Source organism: Micromonospora marincola (genome assembly GCF_056150385.1).
On sequence record NZ_JAXCFT010000020.1, the window covers coordinates 61,223 to 76,631 of the forward strand.

A 15,409-nucleotide genomic window follows, 5' to 3' on the forward strand; every position below is an offset into this window, starting at 1 on the left:
CACATGGAATCCGGCACGGAGCGTGTGTCAGGGTGCGCGGATGCGGAGCGCGCGGCACACGGTCCAGGCGAACGGCATCACCCAGGCGGTCCGGGTGGCCGGGCCGCCGGACGGCGTGCCCGTGCTGCTGATCCACGGCAACGTCTCGTCGTCGGCCTTCTGGGAGCCACTGCTGCCCCGGCTGCCGGAGACGCTCCGGGTGGTCGCTCCCGACCTGCGCGGATACGGCGAGACCGACACCGCCCCGGTCGACGCCATCCGAGGGCTGGGCGAGTTCGCCGACGACGTGGCCGCACTGCTCGACACTCCCGGGCTGTTCGCGCCCGGGGCCCGGCCGGTGGTGGTCGGGCACTCCCTCGGCGGCGGGGTGGCGATGCGGCTGCTCGTCGACCACCCGGAACGGGTGGCCGGGCTGCTGCTGGAGGCGCCGGTCTCCCCGTACGGCTTCGGCGGCACCCGGGACCTCGACGGCACCCCCACCACGCCCGACTTCGCCGGCACCGGTGCGGGCGGCGCGAACCCCGACTTCGTGGCCCGGCTCGCCGCCGGTGACCGGGGGGCGGACGGCCCGACCAGCCCGCGCGCCGTGCTGCGCGCCGCGTACGTGGCCGATCCGGCGTCGCTCGGCGAGCACGAGGACCTGCTGCTGGAGAGCATGCTGACCACCGCCACCGGGGACGACAACTACCCCGGCACGGCGGTCGCCTCGGCCCACTGGCCGAAGACCGCCGCCGGGCGGCGCGGCGTGCTCAACACGCTGGCCCCGGCCCACTTCCGGCTCGCCGACGAGTTGGTCGCCGTGCCGGTCAAACCGCCGGTGACCTGGGTACGCGGTGACGCCGACGTGATCGTCTCGGACACCTCGCTGTTCGATCTGGCGTACCTCGGTCAGCTCGGCGTGGTGCCCGGCTGGCCCGGCGCCGACGAGTGCCCGCCGCAGCCGATGGTGGGGCAGACCCGCGCGGTGCTGGACCGGTACGCGGCGGCCGGCGGGGCGTATCGGGAGGTGGCGCTGCCGGGCTGCGGGCACAGCCCGCACCTGGAACGGCCGGTCGAGTTCGTCGCCGAACTGCTGGCGCTCACCGGGACGGCCGCGCCCGCCTGAGGCGTGGTGCGTGAAATATCCCACGGTGTCTCGACAACGCAACGTCACATGGCAGACTCCGGCGCATAACCTTAGCGGCCGTTCAAGTCGGCAACGGCGGAGGCAACCGAGGGAGGCCGGTCGTGGCGCGCGAGTTCACCCGGGTGGGCGTGGTGGGTCTGGGCACCATGGGTGCCGGCATCGTCGAGGTGTTCGCCCGCAACGGACTCGACGTGACCGCCGTGGAGATCTCCGAGCCCGCGCTGGAGCGGGGCCGGGTCACCCTGACCGGCTCCACCGACCGCGCCGTGGCCAAGGGCAAGCTCGCCGAGGCCGACCGGGACGCCCTGATGGCGCGCGTCGACTTCCGGGTCGGGCTGGACGCCCTGCACGACGTGGACCTGGTGATCGAGGCGGTGCCCGAGCACCTCGACCTCAAGCAGCGGATCTTCGCCGAGCTGGACCGGGTCTGCAAGCCCGAGGCCATCCTGGCCACCAACACGTCGTCGCTGAGCGTCACCGAGATTTCCGTCGCCACCACCCGGCCGAACCAGGTCATCGGCATCCACTTCTTCAACCCGGCGCCGGTGATGAAGCTTGTCGAGGTGGTCCGCACGGTGGTCACCTCGGCCGACGTGGTGGCCGACGTGGAGGCGCTGTGCGCGCGGCTCGGCAAGGTCGACGTGACGATCAGCGACCGGGCCGGCTTCATCGCCAACGCGCTGCTGTTCGGCTACCTCAACCACGCGGTAGGCATGTTCGAGGCCCGCTACGCCACCCGCGAGGACATCGACGCCGCCATGAAGCTCGGCTGCGGCCTGCCGATGGGCCCGCTGGCGCTGATGGACCTGATCGGGCTGGACACCGCGTACGAGATCCTGGACACGATGTACCGGCGCGGCGGCCGGGACCGCCGGCACGCCCCCGCCCCGCTGCTCAAGCAGATGGTCACCGCCGGGCTGCTCGGCCGGAAGTCCGGGCGCGGCTTCTACACCTACGAGCGGCCGGGCTCACCGAAGGTCGTACCCGACGAGCACACGCCGGTGGCCGCGGACGCCGCGCTCGCCGACGGCGCCCGCGCCGTCGCGAAGGTTGGTGTCGTCGGCTCCGGGACCATGGCCACCGGCATCATCGAGGTCTTCGCCAAGGCCGGCTACGAGGTCATCTCGGTGACCCGGGGCGCGGAGAAGTCCGCCAAGGTCTGCGAGGCGGTCAAGACGTCGCTCAACAAGGGCGTGGTCCGGGGCAGGCTCGCCGAGACCGACCGGGACGCCGCGCTGGGCCGGGTCACCTGGTCCGCCACGCTTGAACACCTCGCCGACGTCGACCTGGTGGTCGAGGCCGTGGTCGAGGAGTTGAGCGTCAAGAAGGCGCTGTTCGCCAGCCTGGACGAGATCTGCAAGCCGGGCGTCGTGCTCGCCACCACCACCTCGTCGCTGCCGGTGATCGACGTGGCGATGGCCACCCAGCGCCCGGCCGACGTGGTCGGCCTGCACTTCTTCAACCCGGCGCCGGTGATGCCGCTTGTGGAGGTCGTGCGGACCATCCGCACCTCCGGCGAGACCTCGGCCACCGCCCGGTCGGTCTGCGCGGCGCTCGGCAAGACCGCTGTGGTCTGCGGCGACCGGTCCGGCTTCATCGTCAACGCGCTGCTCTTCCCGTACCTGAACGACGCGGTGCGGATGCTGGAGGCCAGCTACTCCACCGCCGACGACATCGACCACGCGATGAAGCTCGGCTGCGGCTACCCGATGGGCCCGTTCGAACTGCTCGACGTGGTCGGCCTGGACGTCGCGCTGGCCATCCAGCGGGAGCTGTACCTGGAGCTGCGCGAGCCCGGCTTCGCCCCGGCGCCGCTGCTGGAGCACCTGGTCACCGCCGGCTACCTGGGACGCAAGACCGGTCGCGGGTTCCGCGACCACACCACTCGCTGAGCGGGTCAACGGCCCGCGCCGGTGACGGCGTCGGTGAGGGTGTGACCTTCGAGGAGTACGTCAGCAGCCGGGGCCCGGCCCTGTTGCGCCTGGCCCAGTTCTCGGTGGAGCGGAACGGGGAGGTCATGACGGTCTGGTACCGGTACGCGGCGCAGGCCGGCACCAGCACCCAGTCCAACCGGACGTACGCCGGCCGGCCCGCGTACGTGGCGCCGAAGGGGTGGACGCTCGACCTGGTCGGCATCCCGAAGGTGGAGCTGAAGGCCACCATCGGCTCGGCGGCGCCCGGCTTCACCGAGGCGGAGGCGGGGACGCTGCTGGCCGGCGCCCGACTGGCCGAGGACCCGACCGACCCGAAGACGTGGCCCTGACCGGCGCCTGACGGGCGGGACTGCTCGGGTCCGGGCCCTCGGTCCGGGGCAGGTGGGGGGCCGTACGCTTGGTTACCGTGAGCCCCCGTCGCAATCGGCCCCGCCGGGATGACAGCACCGGCCTGGACGCCGAACGAGCCCGGCACGGCGTGTCCACCGTGCAGCAGTGGCGCGACGGCGACTGGCAGGTCCGCGCGGTCAGCGGTGGGGCGTCCGCCAAGACGTACCGTTGTCCCGGCTGTGACCAGGAGATCCGGCCCGGCGTGGCGCACCTGGTGGCCTGGCCGGCCGACGACCGGGGTGACCTGACCGACCGCCGGCACTGGCACAGCGGCTGCTGGCGGGCCCGGGACCGGCGCCAGCCGAACCTCCAGCGGGGCCGCGGCGCCCCCCGCCACGGCTGAGCGATCTGGATCACCAGGTTCGGGCCCCGGCGGGCGGCGGGGCGGGCGACGCGGGAGACTGGAACGGTGAGCACTCCGATTCGGGCCTCGTCGATCCTGCCCGGCCGCCGGGAAGACATCGAGCTGCACACCGCCGACGGGCTGACGCTCGTCGGCGAGCTGGCCCGACCGGTGAATCGTGCGCCGGTCGGCACCCTGGTCTGCCTGCACCCGCTGCCCACCCACGGCGGGATGATGGACAGCCACGTGTTCCGCAAGGCGGCCTGGCGGCTGCCCGCGCTCGCCGACCTGGCCGTGCTCCGGTTCAACACCCGGGGCACCAGCAGCGTCCGTGGCACCAGCGAAGGGGCGTTCAACAACGCCGTCGACGAGCGGTTCGACGTGGCCGCCGCGATCGAGTACGCCGAATTCCACGAGCTGCCGAACATCTGGCTGGTGGGCTGGTCCTTCGGCACCGACCTGGCGTTGAAGCACGGCTGCGACCCGGCGGTGGCCGGCGCGATCCTGCTCTCCCCGCCGCTGCGCTACTCCGCCCCGGAAGACCTCCAGGTCTGGGCCGACTCGGGCCGGCCGCTCATCGCCTTGGTCCCGGAGTTCGACGACTACCTGCGCCCCGACGAGGCCCGGCGGCGGTTCGCCGCGATCCCGCAGGCCGAGGTGGTAGGCGTGGACGGCGCCAAGCACCTCTGGGTCGGCGACGCGGAGAAGGTGCTCGACGAGATCGTCCGGCGGGTCGCCCCGGCCGTGCCGCTGCCGCTGCCGACCACCTGGGACGGCCCGATGGAGACCGGCGACGTCAGCGCGTACGCCGACCGCACGGTGGCCGCGTTCGCCGACACCCCGGTCCCCGGGCCGGAGCAGCGGAACGCCGGGTAACAGTCAGCGCGCGTCCTGCCGGGGCAGCACCACCTCGCGGAGGATCAGCTGCAACGCGGCCACCGTGGGGATCGCGATCAGCGCGCCCACCACGCCCAGCAGCGACACCCCGAGCAGTGCCGCGAGCAGCGCGGCCACCTCGTTCACCGACACCGCCCGGCGCATGATCTTCGGATAGAGCAGGTAGTTCTCCACCTGCTGGTAGATCAGGAAGAACGCCAGGCAGGCGATGCCCACCGGCAGGTCGGTGGCCAGGCCGACCAGGGTCACCACCACCGCGCCCAGGGTCGCCCCGATCTGCGGGATCAGGTCGGTCACCGCGACCACCACGGCCAGGGCGAACGGGTACGGCAGGTCGACCACGAGCGCGAACACGAACGTGCTCACCCCGGCCAGCACCGCGATGGCAAGCGCACCGACCATGTACGCGCCGACCCGGGTCAGGATCTCGTCGCCGATCAGCCGTACCCGCTCCCGGCGGGAGCGCGGCACCAGCGCGTACCCGAGGTCGCGCAGCTTGTCGAAGTAGGCCAGGAAGTAGATCGTCAGCACCAGCACGGTCAACACCCGGAAGATCGTGCCGAAGATCAACTGGGCGCCGCCGAGCACACCGCCGAGCGCCCGGCCGATCGTGTCGGCGTTCGCCGCCGACCGGACCCGCTCCATCACGTCGTACCGGACCACGAGATCGTTCACGGTGGGATTACGGCGCAGGTCCTCGACGTAGCCGGGCAACTGCTGGACGAACTGCCCGGACTGCGTCACCACCGGGGGCACCAGCGCCAGCAGCCCGCCCACGATCAGCAACACCACGGTCAGCGACACCACCGCCACGGCCAGCCCGTGCGGCAACCCCCAACCGCGCAGCCGGACCACCGCCGGGTGCAGGCCCACCGCGAGGAAGAGCGCGATCACCACAAGCACCAGGATGCCGGCCGCGTTCCGCACGCCCAGGAACACCGCGTACGCCAGCAGCACGCCGAGCGCGCCGGTGAAGCCGACCAGGAAGCTGTTGCGTCGCAGTGGCCGCCCGGGCACCCCGAACCGCCCCGACGGCTCGAACTCACCCGGCTCGATGTCGGTGACGTCGACGCCCGCGTCGCCGGCGGTCGCGGCGTCGCCGGTGGGCGCGCTCACGGAGCTGCCGCTGCGTCTGGTGTCGGTGCTTCCGGTGTCGGTGCTCCTCGCGCCGGTGCCGCTGCCGGTGCGTCTGGTGTCGGTGCTTCCGGTGTCGGTGCTTCCGGGCGGGGGGACCGGGCCGGGGCCGGTGCGGGCGTCGCGGGTTCCGCCGGAACCCGGAGGTCGGGCGGGAGCGGCGCCCGCCGGGCCGGCCCCGTCGGGCGGTGCCGGCGTGTGGTCGGGGCCGGTGAGTTCCGGCTCCGGGCGCAGCGCCTCGAACGGGTCGTCGTCGTCCGGGGCTGCGGATCCCTCCTGCGACACCCGTACCCTCCCGGCTCCCCGTCGCCCCGATCGGCGTGTCGGAGCGACTCGTGACGGGCCGCGCGTCGCCGACGCCCTGGCCCTCTGCCCGCAGGGTAGCCGCCGCCGCGTGCGCCGACCATCCCGCCGCCACTTCCCGCCGTCCCGCTGCCGGGTGGATGCCCGTGGGCCGTCTCCATCGCGTCAAGGAATGTGGTGGACGCGGTGGCCGGCCGGCGGCGCCAGGGAAGGTGAAGATCTTGGTACGAAACGGCCCCTCTGGGGGCCGTTTCGTACCAAGATCTCGGGGGCCACCGGCAACGCGGCCGGTGGCGGGGCGCCGGGTCAGTCCTTGTCGACGGTGACCGCGCTGGGCTTGGCGCTGCGCTCGTCGGTGGTCGGCTTGGTCGGGCGCTTGCCGTTCTCACCGGTGCTGGTGATCTTCGTGGGGGTGGCACCCCGACCGCCCTCGCCCGGTACGGCGGCCACGGTGGGCTCCCCGTCGACGCCCGCGCCGGCGGCCGAGTCCATCGTGGTCACCGGCTCGGCGATCGGCTTCGCCTGCCCGGCCTCCGCCGGCTCGCCGCTCGATCGGTTCCCGCCGTTGTCCGGCCCGGCGCCGTTCGCGGTCACCGCGGCCGTGCCCTTCGCCGCGCCGCTGCCCACCAGGGTGCCGTTGGCCGCGGTGGTGAGGTCGCCCGGGTCGACCGGGGTGGCCGAGATGCCTGCCGATTCGGCGTCCCGACGCAGCGTCGTGAGCCGGTCCTGCAGGTCGTCGGACTCCTGCCGGGACTTCCACGTCGCGGTACGCAGGTCGGCCAGCTCCTGCTGCGCCTTGGCGATCTCCAGCATCACCCCGGCGAGCTGTTGCCGGCCCGCGGCCACCTCCTGCTGGGTGGCGGCGAGGTGCTGCTGGGTGGTGGCCAGGTGCTGCTGGGTCGTGGCCGCGTACTCCTCGAACTGGCGGCGTGAGGCCGCGACGTGCTCGTCGGCCCTGCGGCGCTGCTCGGTGGCGTCCGCCTCGGCGCGGCGCAGCAACTCGGCGGCCTCCAGCTCGGCCTGCTGCCGCATGGTGAGCGCGTCGGACTCGGCGGCCTCCCGGACGCTCGCGGCGTTCCGCTCGATCTCGTCCCGCCGGGTCGCGTACGCCTGCTCCAGCTCCTGGTGCCGGCCGGTGTGCTGCTTCTCCAGCTCGTCGCGGCGCTTGGCGAACTCCTGCTCGGCGGCGGCGTGGCGTTGGGCCAGCTCCTTCTCCGCCTTCTCCCGCTGCCCGGCGACCTCCTTCTCCACCCCGGCCCGCCAGGCGCCCAGCTCCTGCTGGGTCTGGGCACGGGACTGCTGCACGTACGTCTCGGTCTCGGTGCGCATCCGCTGCACGTACGCGTCGACCTCGGCGCGGTTGCGCTTGCCGGCCTCGGCGGCGTCGGCGGTGAGCCGGTTGGCCTCGGTGCGGGCCCGGCCGCGGGTGCCCTTGGCGGCCTCCTCCGCGTCGTCCACGATCTTCTTGGCCTCGGCCAGCGCCTTGGCGTGGGTGGCCCGGCCGGCCTCGGCGGCGGCGTCGGTGAGCCGCTTCGCCTCCTGCTGACCCTTGGCGTGCACCTCCTTGGCCGCCTCGCGCAGTTGGTTGGCCTCCTGCTGCGCCTTGGCCACCGCCTCCTTGGCGCTCTCGCGCAGCCGGGCGGCCTCCTGCTGGGCCCGGGAGTGGATCTCCTTGGCGGTGTCCCGTAGCTGGGTGGCTTCCTGCTGGGCTTTGGCCAGCGCGTCCTGGGCGGTCCGGCGTAACTTCTCGGCCTCGTCCTGGGCGGCCGTACGCAGCTTCGTGGATTCGTCCTTGGCGGCCTTCAGGGTGGCCTCCGCCTCGGCCTTGCGGGCGGCGGTGTGCCGCTCCTCCTCGGCCCGGCGGGCGGCGAGCGCGATCTCGAAGTCCTTGAAGGCGTGCGCGGCCTGCTCCCGGGCCTCCTCGACGATGTGCTCGGCGGCGGCCCGGCGGGCCTCGATCTCCTCGTTGGCGGCGGCGAGGATGTCGTCGGCCTGCTCCTCGGCCATGGTGAGGATCTGCTCGACCCGGGGACCGAGGTGCCGGAACGAGGCGCGGTCGACCACGCCCACCTGCTTGCGCACCTGGGCGAGGTCGCGTTGGAGCACCTCGACCTGACCCGCCAGCTTGTGGATCTGGGTGTACGCCTGTTCCCGCTCGGTGGTCAGCGCGGCGATCTCGTGTTCCGCGCGGGCGACGTAGCGGTCGACCTGACGTTTCTCATATCCCCGCAGCGCGGACTCGAAGCTGGGTTCCGTGGTCACGTCCCCGCCGAGCGCGAACAGTTCCTCGCCGTGCGACATGCCCCCATCCTCACACGCATCCGGCTCTGTGGGGGCGATACGGACGCCCCTTCTGGGACCTACTTCACCCTCGCGGCGAAACGGGCCGGAGAAAGCATGACGGCGCGGGGTGGCACCGGTAACCCGGTGTCACCCCGCGCCGTGGCTCATGCCCCGTCAGCGGTCGGTGGCTCAGCCGGCCGACTCGGCCGTCACCTTCCGGCCGGAGGCGTCGGCATTCGGCGCCTCGGCCTTGTTGCCGCCCGCCGGCACGCCCGGCACGATGCCGGCCAGGCCGGAGAGCATCTGCCCGAGCTGCGAGGTGACCGCGTCCTTCTGGCGGGTCAGGTCCTCGACCTCGCGGCGGGCCGCCTGCGTGGTCAGCTCGGCCTCGGTGCGGGCCTCGTTGAGCACCCGCTGCGACTCGGCCCGCGCCTCGTTGAGCGTCTTGTCGGCGAGCGCCTTGGCCTTGTCGACAGTGTCGTTGGCGGTGCGCTCGGACTCGACCCGACGGGACTCGGCCCGCTGCTCGATCTCCTTCGCCCGCTCCTGGGCGGCACGGGCCCGCTGTTCGGCCTCGTTGACCATCTTCTGGGTCTGGGTGACCTGGGCGGCGTGTCGCGCCGACTCCTCGCGCTCGGCCTTCTCGCGCCGCTCGGCGAGCTGGAGCTCCAGGGCCTGGAGGTCCTTGTCGCGCTTGTCGCGCGCGTCGGTGAGCAGCTTGGTCGCCTCGGCCCGCTTCTCCTCGGCCTCCCGGGCGGCCTTGGCGCGCTGCTGGGTGATCTCCCGCTCGGCGGTGGCGCGCAGGGTGGCGACCTCCCGCTCGACCGTCGACTTCAGCTCGGCCACCTCGTGCGCGGTGACCGTACGCAGCTGCTTGGTTTCCCGGTCCGCGTCGGCGCGCAGGGTGTCCGCCTCCCGGCGGGCCTGGACGCGGACCTCGGCGGCCTCGCGCTCGGCGGCGGTGCGGACGCTGCCGGCCTCGCGCTCGGCGGTGGCCTTCATGGCGGCTGCCTCGGCGCGTGCCTTGTCGGTGATCTCCCGGGCCTCGAGGCGGGCGGCGGAGAGGATGCCCTCCGACTCGCGCTTGGCCTCGTTGCGGTGGTCGTTCGCCTGTTCCTCGGCCAGCCGGAGGATCTGCTCGACGCGGGTGCCCAGGCCGGAGAGGGTCGGCCGGCTGTTCTCCTCGAGCTGCTTGTTGGTCTCGGTGAGCTTCTGCTCGAGCGCGCCTTGACGCTGCTCAGCCTGCCGGAGGCGGCGCTGGGCGTCGTTCATCCGCTGCTCGGCCTCGGCGCGGGCCTGCTCGGACTGGCTCAGTGCGGCGGTCAGCCGGCCGATGAAGTCGTCGACCTGGTTGGTGTTGTATCCGCGCAGGCCAACAGTGAAATCGGGCTGTGAGTTCGCGTTATCGAAGAACGCAAGAGGGGAGGACTGCTGCTGGGGCATTGGGACATACTCGCAGACTCCCCAGGGTGGTTCGCAAGAGTGGTCGGCAGCTTTCGCGTCCTCTTTACATGGTCAACTCAGGCGAGCGGGGGGACCGGGCCGACCCACGATCTTGGCAGCTCCCGGGCGGGGCGGGCGGCGGCGGGACGGTGATGACAAAGGGCCACGGGCGCCGACCCGTGGCCCTTTGTCATCACGTCTGTCTTGACGACTGTCTCGGCGACAGTCGAATGGCGTCACGGTCGGCCAAAAAGGCAATCCGGGGCCACCGTACGGTCAGTGCCCGCGGAACCGGTTGATCGCGCTTTCGTGCCGGGACCGCAGCACGGTGTCCCGGACGCCGAGCCCGTCGGTCGGGGCCAGGCAGCGGACACCCACCTTGCCCTGGTGCGCGTTGCGGTGCACCTCGTACGCGGCCTGGCCGGTCTGCTCCAGCGGGTAGGTTCTCGACACGGTCGGGTGCACCTTGCCGAGTGCCACCAGGCGGTTGGCCTGCCACGCCTCGTGGTAGTTGGCGAAGTGGCTGCCGACGATGCGCTTGAGGTGCATCCACAGGTAGCGGTTGTCGTACTGGTGCAGGTAGCCGCTGGTGGAGGCGCAGGTGACGATCGTGCCGCCCTTCTTGGCGACGTAGACGCTGGCGCCGAAGGTCTCCCGGCCCGGGTGCTCGAACACGATGTCCGGGTCCTCGCCGCAGGTCAGTTCGCGGATCCGCTCGCCGAAGCGACGCCACTCGTCCTGGTCCTGCGTCTGCTCGTCGGACCAGAACCGGAAGCCCTCGGCGGTGCGGTCGATGACCAGTTCGGCGCCCATCTTCCGGCACAGCTCGGCCTTCTCCGGCGAGGAGACCACGCAGACCGGGATCGCCCCGCCGCCGAGCGCCATCTGGGTGGCATAGCCGCCCAGGCCGCCGGAGGCGCCCCAGATCAGCACCACGTCGCCCTGCTTCATGTCGGCCCCGTGGTGCGAGACGAGCTGCCGGTAGGCGGTGGAGTTGACCAGCCCGGGGCTGGCGGCCTCCTCCCAGCTCAGGTGACGCGGCTTCGGCATCAGCTGGTTGGCCTTGACCACGGCCAGCTCGGCGAGGCCGCCGAAGTTGGTCTCGAAGCCCCAGATCCGCTGCTGCGGGTCGAGCATGGTGTCGTCGTGGCCGGCGGCGTCCTCCAACTCGACCGACAGGCAGTGCGCCACCACCTCGTCGCCGGCCTTCCACTTGGTCACCCCGGGCCCGGTCCGCAGCACCACGCCGGCCGCGTCCGACCCGACCACGTGGTACGGCAGGTCGTGCCGGCGGGTCAGCTCGGAGAGCCGGCCGTAGCGCTTGAGGAACGTGAACGTGGGCAGCGGCTCGAAGATGCTCGTCCACACCGTGTTGTAGTTGATCGCGCTGGCCATCACCGCGACGAGCGCCTCACCCGGGCCCAGCTCGGGGGTGGGCACCTCCTGGACGTGCAGCGCCTTACGCGGGTCCTTGTCCCGGGTGGCCAGGCCGGCGAACATGTGGGTGTCCTCGGCGCGGACCACCACGCCGCGGTAGCTCTCCGGCACCGGCAGGCCGGCGAGGCCGGCGAGGTCCCGCTCGGGCTGCGCCGAGCCCTCCGCCGCCATGATCGCTTCAAGGATGTCCTGCACGGTGACCTCCCGTTCGTCAGCACCCACACCGGGGGCCGGGGTGCTGCCATCGTCGGCGCGGTGCGACGGGACCGCCATGTCGGCGATCGACACATCCGGCACCGGTCGCGCTCCTGTCCGGCCGAACGTTACTGAACGGTAGCTAAGGTGCGGAAGCCCCGTGTGAAAAACTGCATCGCCCGATGCGCGGCAGGTGTAAGGCGGGCTGGACCAACTCGATCAGCACGCCGCCGGCGTCCTTCGGGTGCACGAAGTTGACCCGGGAGTCCGACGTACCGCGCTGCGGGGTCTCGTAGAGCAGCCGGACGCCGCGCTCCCGCAACGCCGCGCAGGTCGCGTCGATGTCCGTCACCGTGTACGCGACCTGCTGGATGCCCGGCCCGCGCTTGTCGAGGAACTTGCCGATCGTCGAGTCGGGCGAGAGCGGGGCCAGCAACTGCACCATGCCGCCGGAGGCGTCCGGGCCGACCGCCAGCATCGCCTCGCGTACGCCCTGTTCCTCGTTCGTCTCGGTGTGCACGCAGCGCATGCCGAAGGTGCGCTGGTAGAAGTCGATCGCGGCGTCCAGGTCCGCGACAGCGATCCCGACGTGGTCGATGCGGCGCAGGCCGATGTCTGTGACAAACTCGGCAGCGGGCTCGACGGAGGAGTTCTCAGCCATGACGCTAGTCTGACCGAACAATCGTTAAGGCGTACAGGTCGGCACCCCCTCGGAGGCAGGCATGGCATCGGTGATCGTCAGCGGCGCGCGGACCCCGATGGGGCGCCTGCTGGGCAACCTCAAGGATCTTCCGGCGACCAGGCTCGGCGGCATCGCGATCAAGGCGGCGCTGGAGCGCGCCGGCGTGGCACCCGACCAGGTGCAATACGTGATCATGGGCCAGGTGCTCCAGGCGGGCGCCGGGCAGATCCCGGCCCGGCAGGCCGCCGTCGACGCGGGCATCCCGATGTCCACCCCGGCGCTGACCATCAACAAGGTCTGCCTCTCCGGCCTGGACGCCATCGCGCTCGCCGACCAGCTCATCCGGGCCGGCGAGTTCGACATCGTGGTGGCCGGCGGCATGGAGTCCATGACAAACGCCCCGCACCTGCTGCTCGGGCAGCGCTCCGGCTACAAGTACGGCGACGTGACGATCAAGGACCACATGGCCCTCGACGGGCTCACCGACGCCTGGGACTGCTGCTCGATGGGCGAGTCCACCGAGCGCCACGGCGCGAAGCACGGCATCACCCGCGAGGAGCAGGACGCCTTCGCCGCCGCCAGCCACCAGCGCGCCGCCGCCGCCCAGAAGAACGGCCACTTCGCCGAGGAGATCGCCCCGGTGATCATCCCGCAGCGCAAGGGCGACCCGCTGGTGATTAGCGAGGACGAGGGCATCCGGCCGGACACCACAGTCGAGTCGCTGGGCCGACTGCGTCCCGCCTTCAGCAAGGACGGGACGATCACCGCGGGCAGCGCCTCGCCGATCTCCGACGGCGCCGCCGCGGTGGTCGTGATGAGCAAGGCCAAGGCGACGGAGCTGGGGCTCACCTGGTTGGCCGAGGTCGGCGCGCACGGCAACGTGGCCGGGCCGGACAACTCCCTGCACTCGCAGCCGTCCAACGCGATCAACCACGCCCTGAAGAAGGGCGGTCTCAGCCTCGACGACCTCGACCTCATCGAGATCAACGAGGCGTTCGCGGCGGTCGGCATCAAGTCCACCCGCGACCTCGGGATCAGCGCCGACAAGGTCAACGTCAACGGCGGGGCCATCGCGCTCGGTCACCCGATCGGCATGTCCGGCGCACGGCTGGTGCTCACGCTGGCGCTGGAGCTGAAGCGGCGTGGCGGCGGCACCGGCGCGGCTGCGCTCTGCGGCGGTGGCGGCCAGGGCGACGCGCTGATCATCCACGTGCCGACGGGCGGCGAGTCCGACGCGTGAGTGACGTGAACATCGCGGCCACCGGTCCGGTGCGCCGCAGCCGGGACGTACCCCTGCTGGTCGAGCGGGCCCGCGCGGGCGACCCCCGCGCGGTGGCCCGGCTGATCACCCTGGTCGAGTCCGGCGACGAGATGCTGCCCCAGGTCGCGGCGGCGCTGGCGCCGTACTCCGGGCACGCCCAGGTGGTCGGCCTGACCGGCTCGCCGGGCGTGGGCAAGTCGACCACCACGAACGAGCTGGTACGCGCGCTGCGGGCCCGCGGCCACCGGGTCGGCGTGCTGGCCATCGACCCGTCCAGCCCGTTCACCGGCGGGGCGATCCTCGGCGACCGGGTCCGGATGCAGGACCACGCCACCGACCCCGGCGTCTACATCCGCTCCATGTCCAGCCGGGGCCACCTCGGCGGGCTCTCCGCCGCCACCCCCCAGGCGGTACGGGTGCTGGAGGGCGCCGGCTGCGACGTGGTGCTCGTCGAGACCGTCGGGGTCGGGCAGGCCGAGGTGGAGGTGGCCTCGCTCGCGGACACCACGCTCGTGCTGCTCGCCCCCGGTATGGGTGACGCGATCCAGGCGGTCAAGGCCGGCATCCTGGAGATCGCCGACGTCTTCGTGGTCAACAAGGCCGACCGGGACGGTGTGGACGCCACAGTCCGCGACATCCAGGGCATGATCGCGCTCGGCGAGCGCGGGCCGGGCGAGTGGCGTCCGCAGGTGGTGCGCGCGATCGCCGCCCGCGCCGAGGGCATCGACGACATCGCCGCCGCGATCGACAAGCACCGCGACTGGCTGGAGCGGCACGACGAGCTGCGCCGCCGCCGGGAGACGCGGGCCGCCGCCGAGATCGAGGCCATCGCGCTCGGCGCGCTGCGGGACCGGATCGGCTCCCTGCGCGACGGTACGCAGCTTCCGACGCTCGCCGCCAAGGTGGCCGAGGGAGCCCTCGATCCGTACGCCGCGGCGGACGAGCTGCTGGCCCAGCTCGGTACCTGACTCCATGATCGACGGTCGGGGGGTGGGGCTTGTACGCTCCCGGGGTCGGGTTGGGCGAGGGTGGATGGGGAGCAGGCGTGGAGCATGAGGCTACGCAGGAGCTGTCGATGACGCCGGACGCGACGGCGGGCGGGACGACCCACGTCGCCGACGAGGTGGTGGAGAAGATCGCGGTGGCCGCCGCGAAGTCGGTGCCCGGCGTGGCCGAGCTGGGCGGCGACGTGGCCCGCTTCTTCAACGCCGTGTTCGACCGGGTCGGGCTGGAGCAGCTCGGCGACGCCCGGCGCGGCTGCTCGGCCCACGTCACCAACGGCGCGGCCGTGGTCAACCTGGTCATCGTGATCGACGGCGGTCACCCGGTCCCGCAGGTCACCGACGCGGTGCGGGCCGCGGTCACCTCGGCCGTCGAGGCGTACGGGCTGCGCGTCGACGAGATCAACATCCGGGTGGACGACGTGGCGATCGGTGACCCCGGCGCATCCGTGCGCTGACCGCGAGTGGGTGCACGTCGCCTGCAAACTTGATGGCCAAAGTGGGTCGCCGCCCCAAAGCCACCACTTCGGCGATCTGGCGTCGCCGGTGGCGTTCCGATGGCGTGACTCGGGTACGTGTCGCACGGATGCCAGCCGGATCGACCCGTACACGCCCGTCGACCGGCGGCTTCGCCTCGCGGCCGGACCCGGAGCCGGCCCGGCTGTTGTGGACGTTCGCCCGTCCGCTTGGACCCCGTCGTTCGGGTGTACCTGACGTCGCCCCGGCCCCCACAGACGCCCCCACCCTCCCGCCCCTCTTTCTCCCCCTCCGGGAGAACACCCCGCCGCGCGGGGCGCAGTGCGAGCGGCGGGTGGAACGGCACGGACGTCAAACGGGCGCGGAGACGTCCATGACGTTCCACTCACCCGGCCTGAGCGTCACGAGTGGAACGGCATGGACGTCAGACGCCCGGTCCGTCGCCGCCATTGGTCCGCCCCGCCCCTGACGAGCCGGAATCCTGGCATACGCCCTGACCCCCC

General features: G+C 72.5%; 13 protein-coding genes. 8 read left to right on the top strand and 5 right to left on the bottom strand.

The annotated features are described in order from the left end of the window. Positions 1-40: 40 nt before the first annotated feature. The 5 genes from SM450_RS27245 to SM450_RS27265 all read left to right on the top strand — a co-directional run bounded on the left by SM450_RS27245 (position 41) and on the right by SM450_RS27265 (position 4,669). A complete protein-coding gene (locus SM450_RS27245) occupies positions 41-1,105 on the top strand; it encodes an alpha/beta fold hydrolase (RefSeq protein ID WP_474622634.1) in 1,065 nt (354 codons plus the stop codon). 122 nt (positions 1,106-1,227) lie between these two features. Then, a complete protein-coding gene (locus SM450_RS27250; RefSeq protein WP_474622635.1) occupies positions 1,228-3,018 on the top strand; it encodes a 3-hydroxyacyl-CoA dehydrogenase family protein in 1,791 nt (596 codons plus the stop codon). A 41-nt stretch (positions 3,019-3,059) separates the two neighbouring features. Then, positions 3,060-3,389, top strand: a complete 330-nt coding sequence (locus SM450_RS27255) for a hypothetical protein (RefSeq protein ID WP_474622636.1) — start codon at positions 3,060-3,062, stop codon at positions 3,387-3,389. 77 nt (positions 3,390-3,466) lie between these two features. Continuing rightward, on the top strand, positions 3,467-3,793 hold the full coding sequence (locus SM450_RS27260) for a hypothetical protein (protein WP_474622637.1): 327 nt from the start codon (positions 3,467-3,469) through the stop codon (positions 3,791-3,793). 66 nt (positions 3,794-3,859) lie between these two features. Beyond that, complete coding sequence (locus SM450_RS27265; RefSeq protein WP_474622638.1) at positions 3,860-4,669, top strand: alpha/beta hydrolase; 810 nt, start codon at positions 3,860-3,862, stop codon at positions 4,667-4,669. A 3-nt stretch (positions 4,670-4,672) separates the two neighbouring features. On the opposite strand, the gene SM450_RS27270 is transcribed toward SM450_RS27265, so the two are convergent. From SM450_RS27270 to mce, 5 genes are all read right to left on the bottom strand, one after another. Continuing rightward, positions 4,673-5,746, bottom strand: coding sequence for an AI-2E family transporter (locus tag SM450_RS27270; protein ID WP_474622663.1), 1,074 nt, complete (start codon positions 5,744-5,746; stop codon positions 4,673-4,675). A gap of 687 nt (positions 5,747-6,433) precedes the next feature. Further along, positions 6,434-8,428, bottom strand: a complete 1,995-nt coding sequence (locus SM450_RS27275) for a hypothetical protein (protein WP_474622639.1) — start codon at positions 8,426-8,428, stop codon at positions 6,434-6,436. Positions 8,429-8,599: 171 nt separating this feature from the next. Continuing rightward, the gene (locus SM450_RS27280; RefSeq protein WP_474622640.1) at positions 8,600-9,853 is read right to left on the bottom strand and encodes a DivIVA domain-containing protein; all 1,254 of its coding nucleotides are present in this window, start codon (positions 9,851-9,853) and stop codon (positions 8,600-8,602) included. 276 nt (positions 9,854-10,129) lie between these two features. Then, entirely contained in the window at positions 10,130-11,485 is a 1,356-nt protein-coding gene (gene ccrA, locus SM450_RS27285; protein WP_474622664.1) for a crotonyl-CoA carboxylase/reductase, read from the bottom strand. A gap of 142 nt (positions 11,486-11,627) precedes the next feature. Continuing rightward, positions 11,628-12,146: a methylmalonyl-CoA epimerase gene (gene mce / locus SM450_RS27290; protein ID WP_474622641.1), complete on the bottom strand. Its 519-nt coding sequence runs from the start codon at positions 12,144-12,146 to the stop codon at positions 11,628-11,630. Positions 12,147-12,207: 61 nt separating this feature from the next. Between mce and SM450_RS27295 the strand changes: the two genes are divergently transcribed. From SM450_RS27295 to SM450_RS27305, 3 genes are all read left to right on the top strand, one after another. Then, on the top strand, positions 12,208-13,407 hold the full coding sequence (locus SM450_RS27295) for an acetyl-CoA C-acetyltransferase (protein ID WP_474622642.1): 1,200 nt from the start codon (positions 12,208-12,210) through the stop codon (positions 13,405-13,407). A 5-nt stretch (positions 13,408-13,412) separates the two neighbouring features. Continuing rightward, positions 13,413-14,396, top strand: coding sequence for a methylmalonyl Co-A mutase-associated GTPase MeaB (gene meaB, locus SM450_RS27300; protein ID WP_474622665.1), 984 nt, complete (start codon positions 13,413-13,415; stop codon positions 14,394-14,396). A 77-nt stretch (positions 14,397-14,473) separates the two neighbouring features. Further along, a complete protein-coding gene (locus SM450_RS27305; RefSeq protein ID WP_474622643.1) occupies positions 14,474-14,887 on the top strand; it encodes an Asp23/Gls24 family envelope stress response protein in 414 nt (137 codons plus the stop codon). Positions 14,888-15,409: the final 522 nt, after the last annotated feature.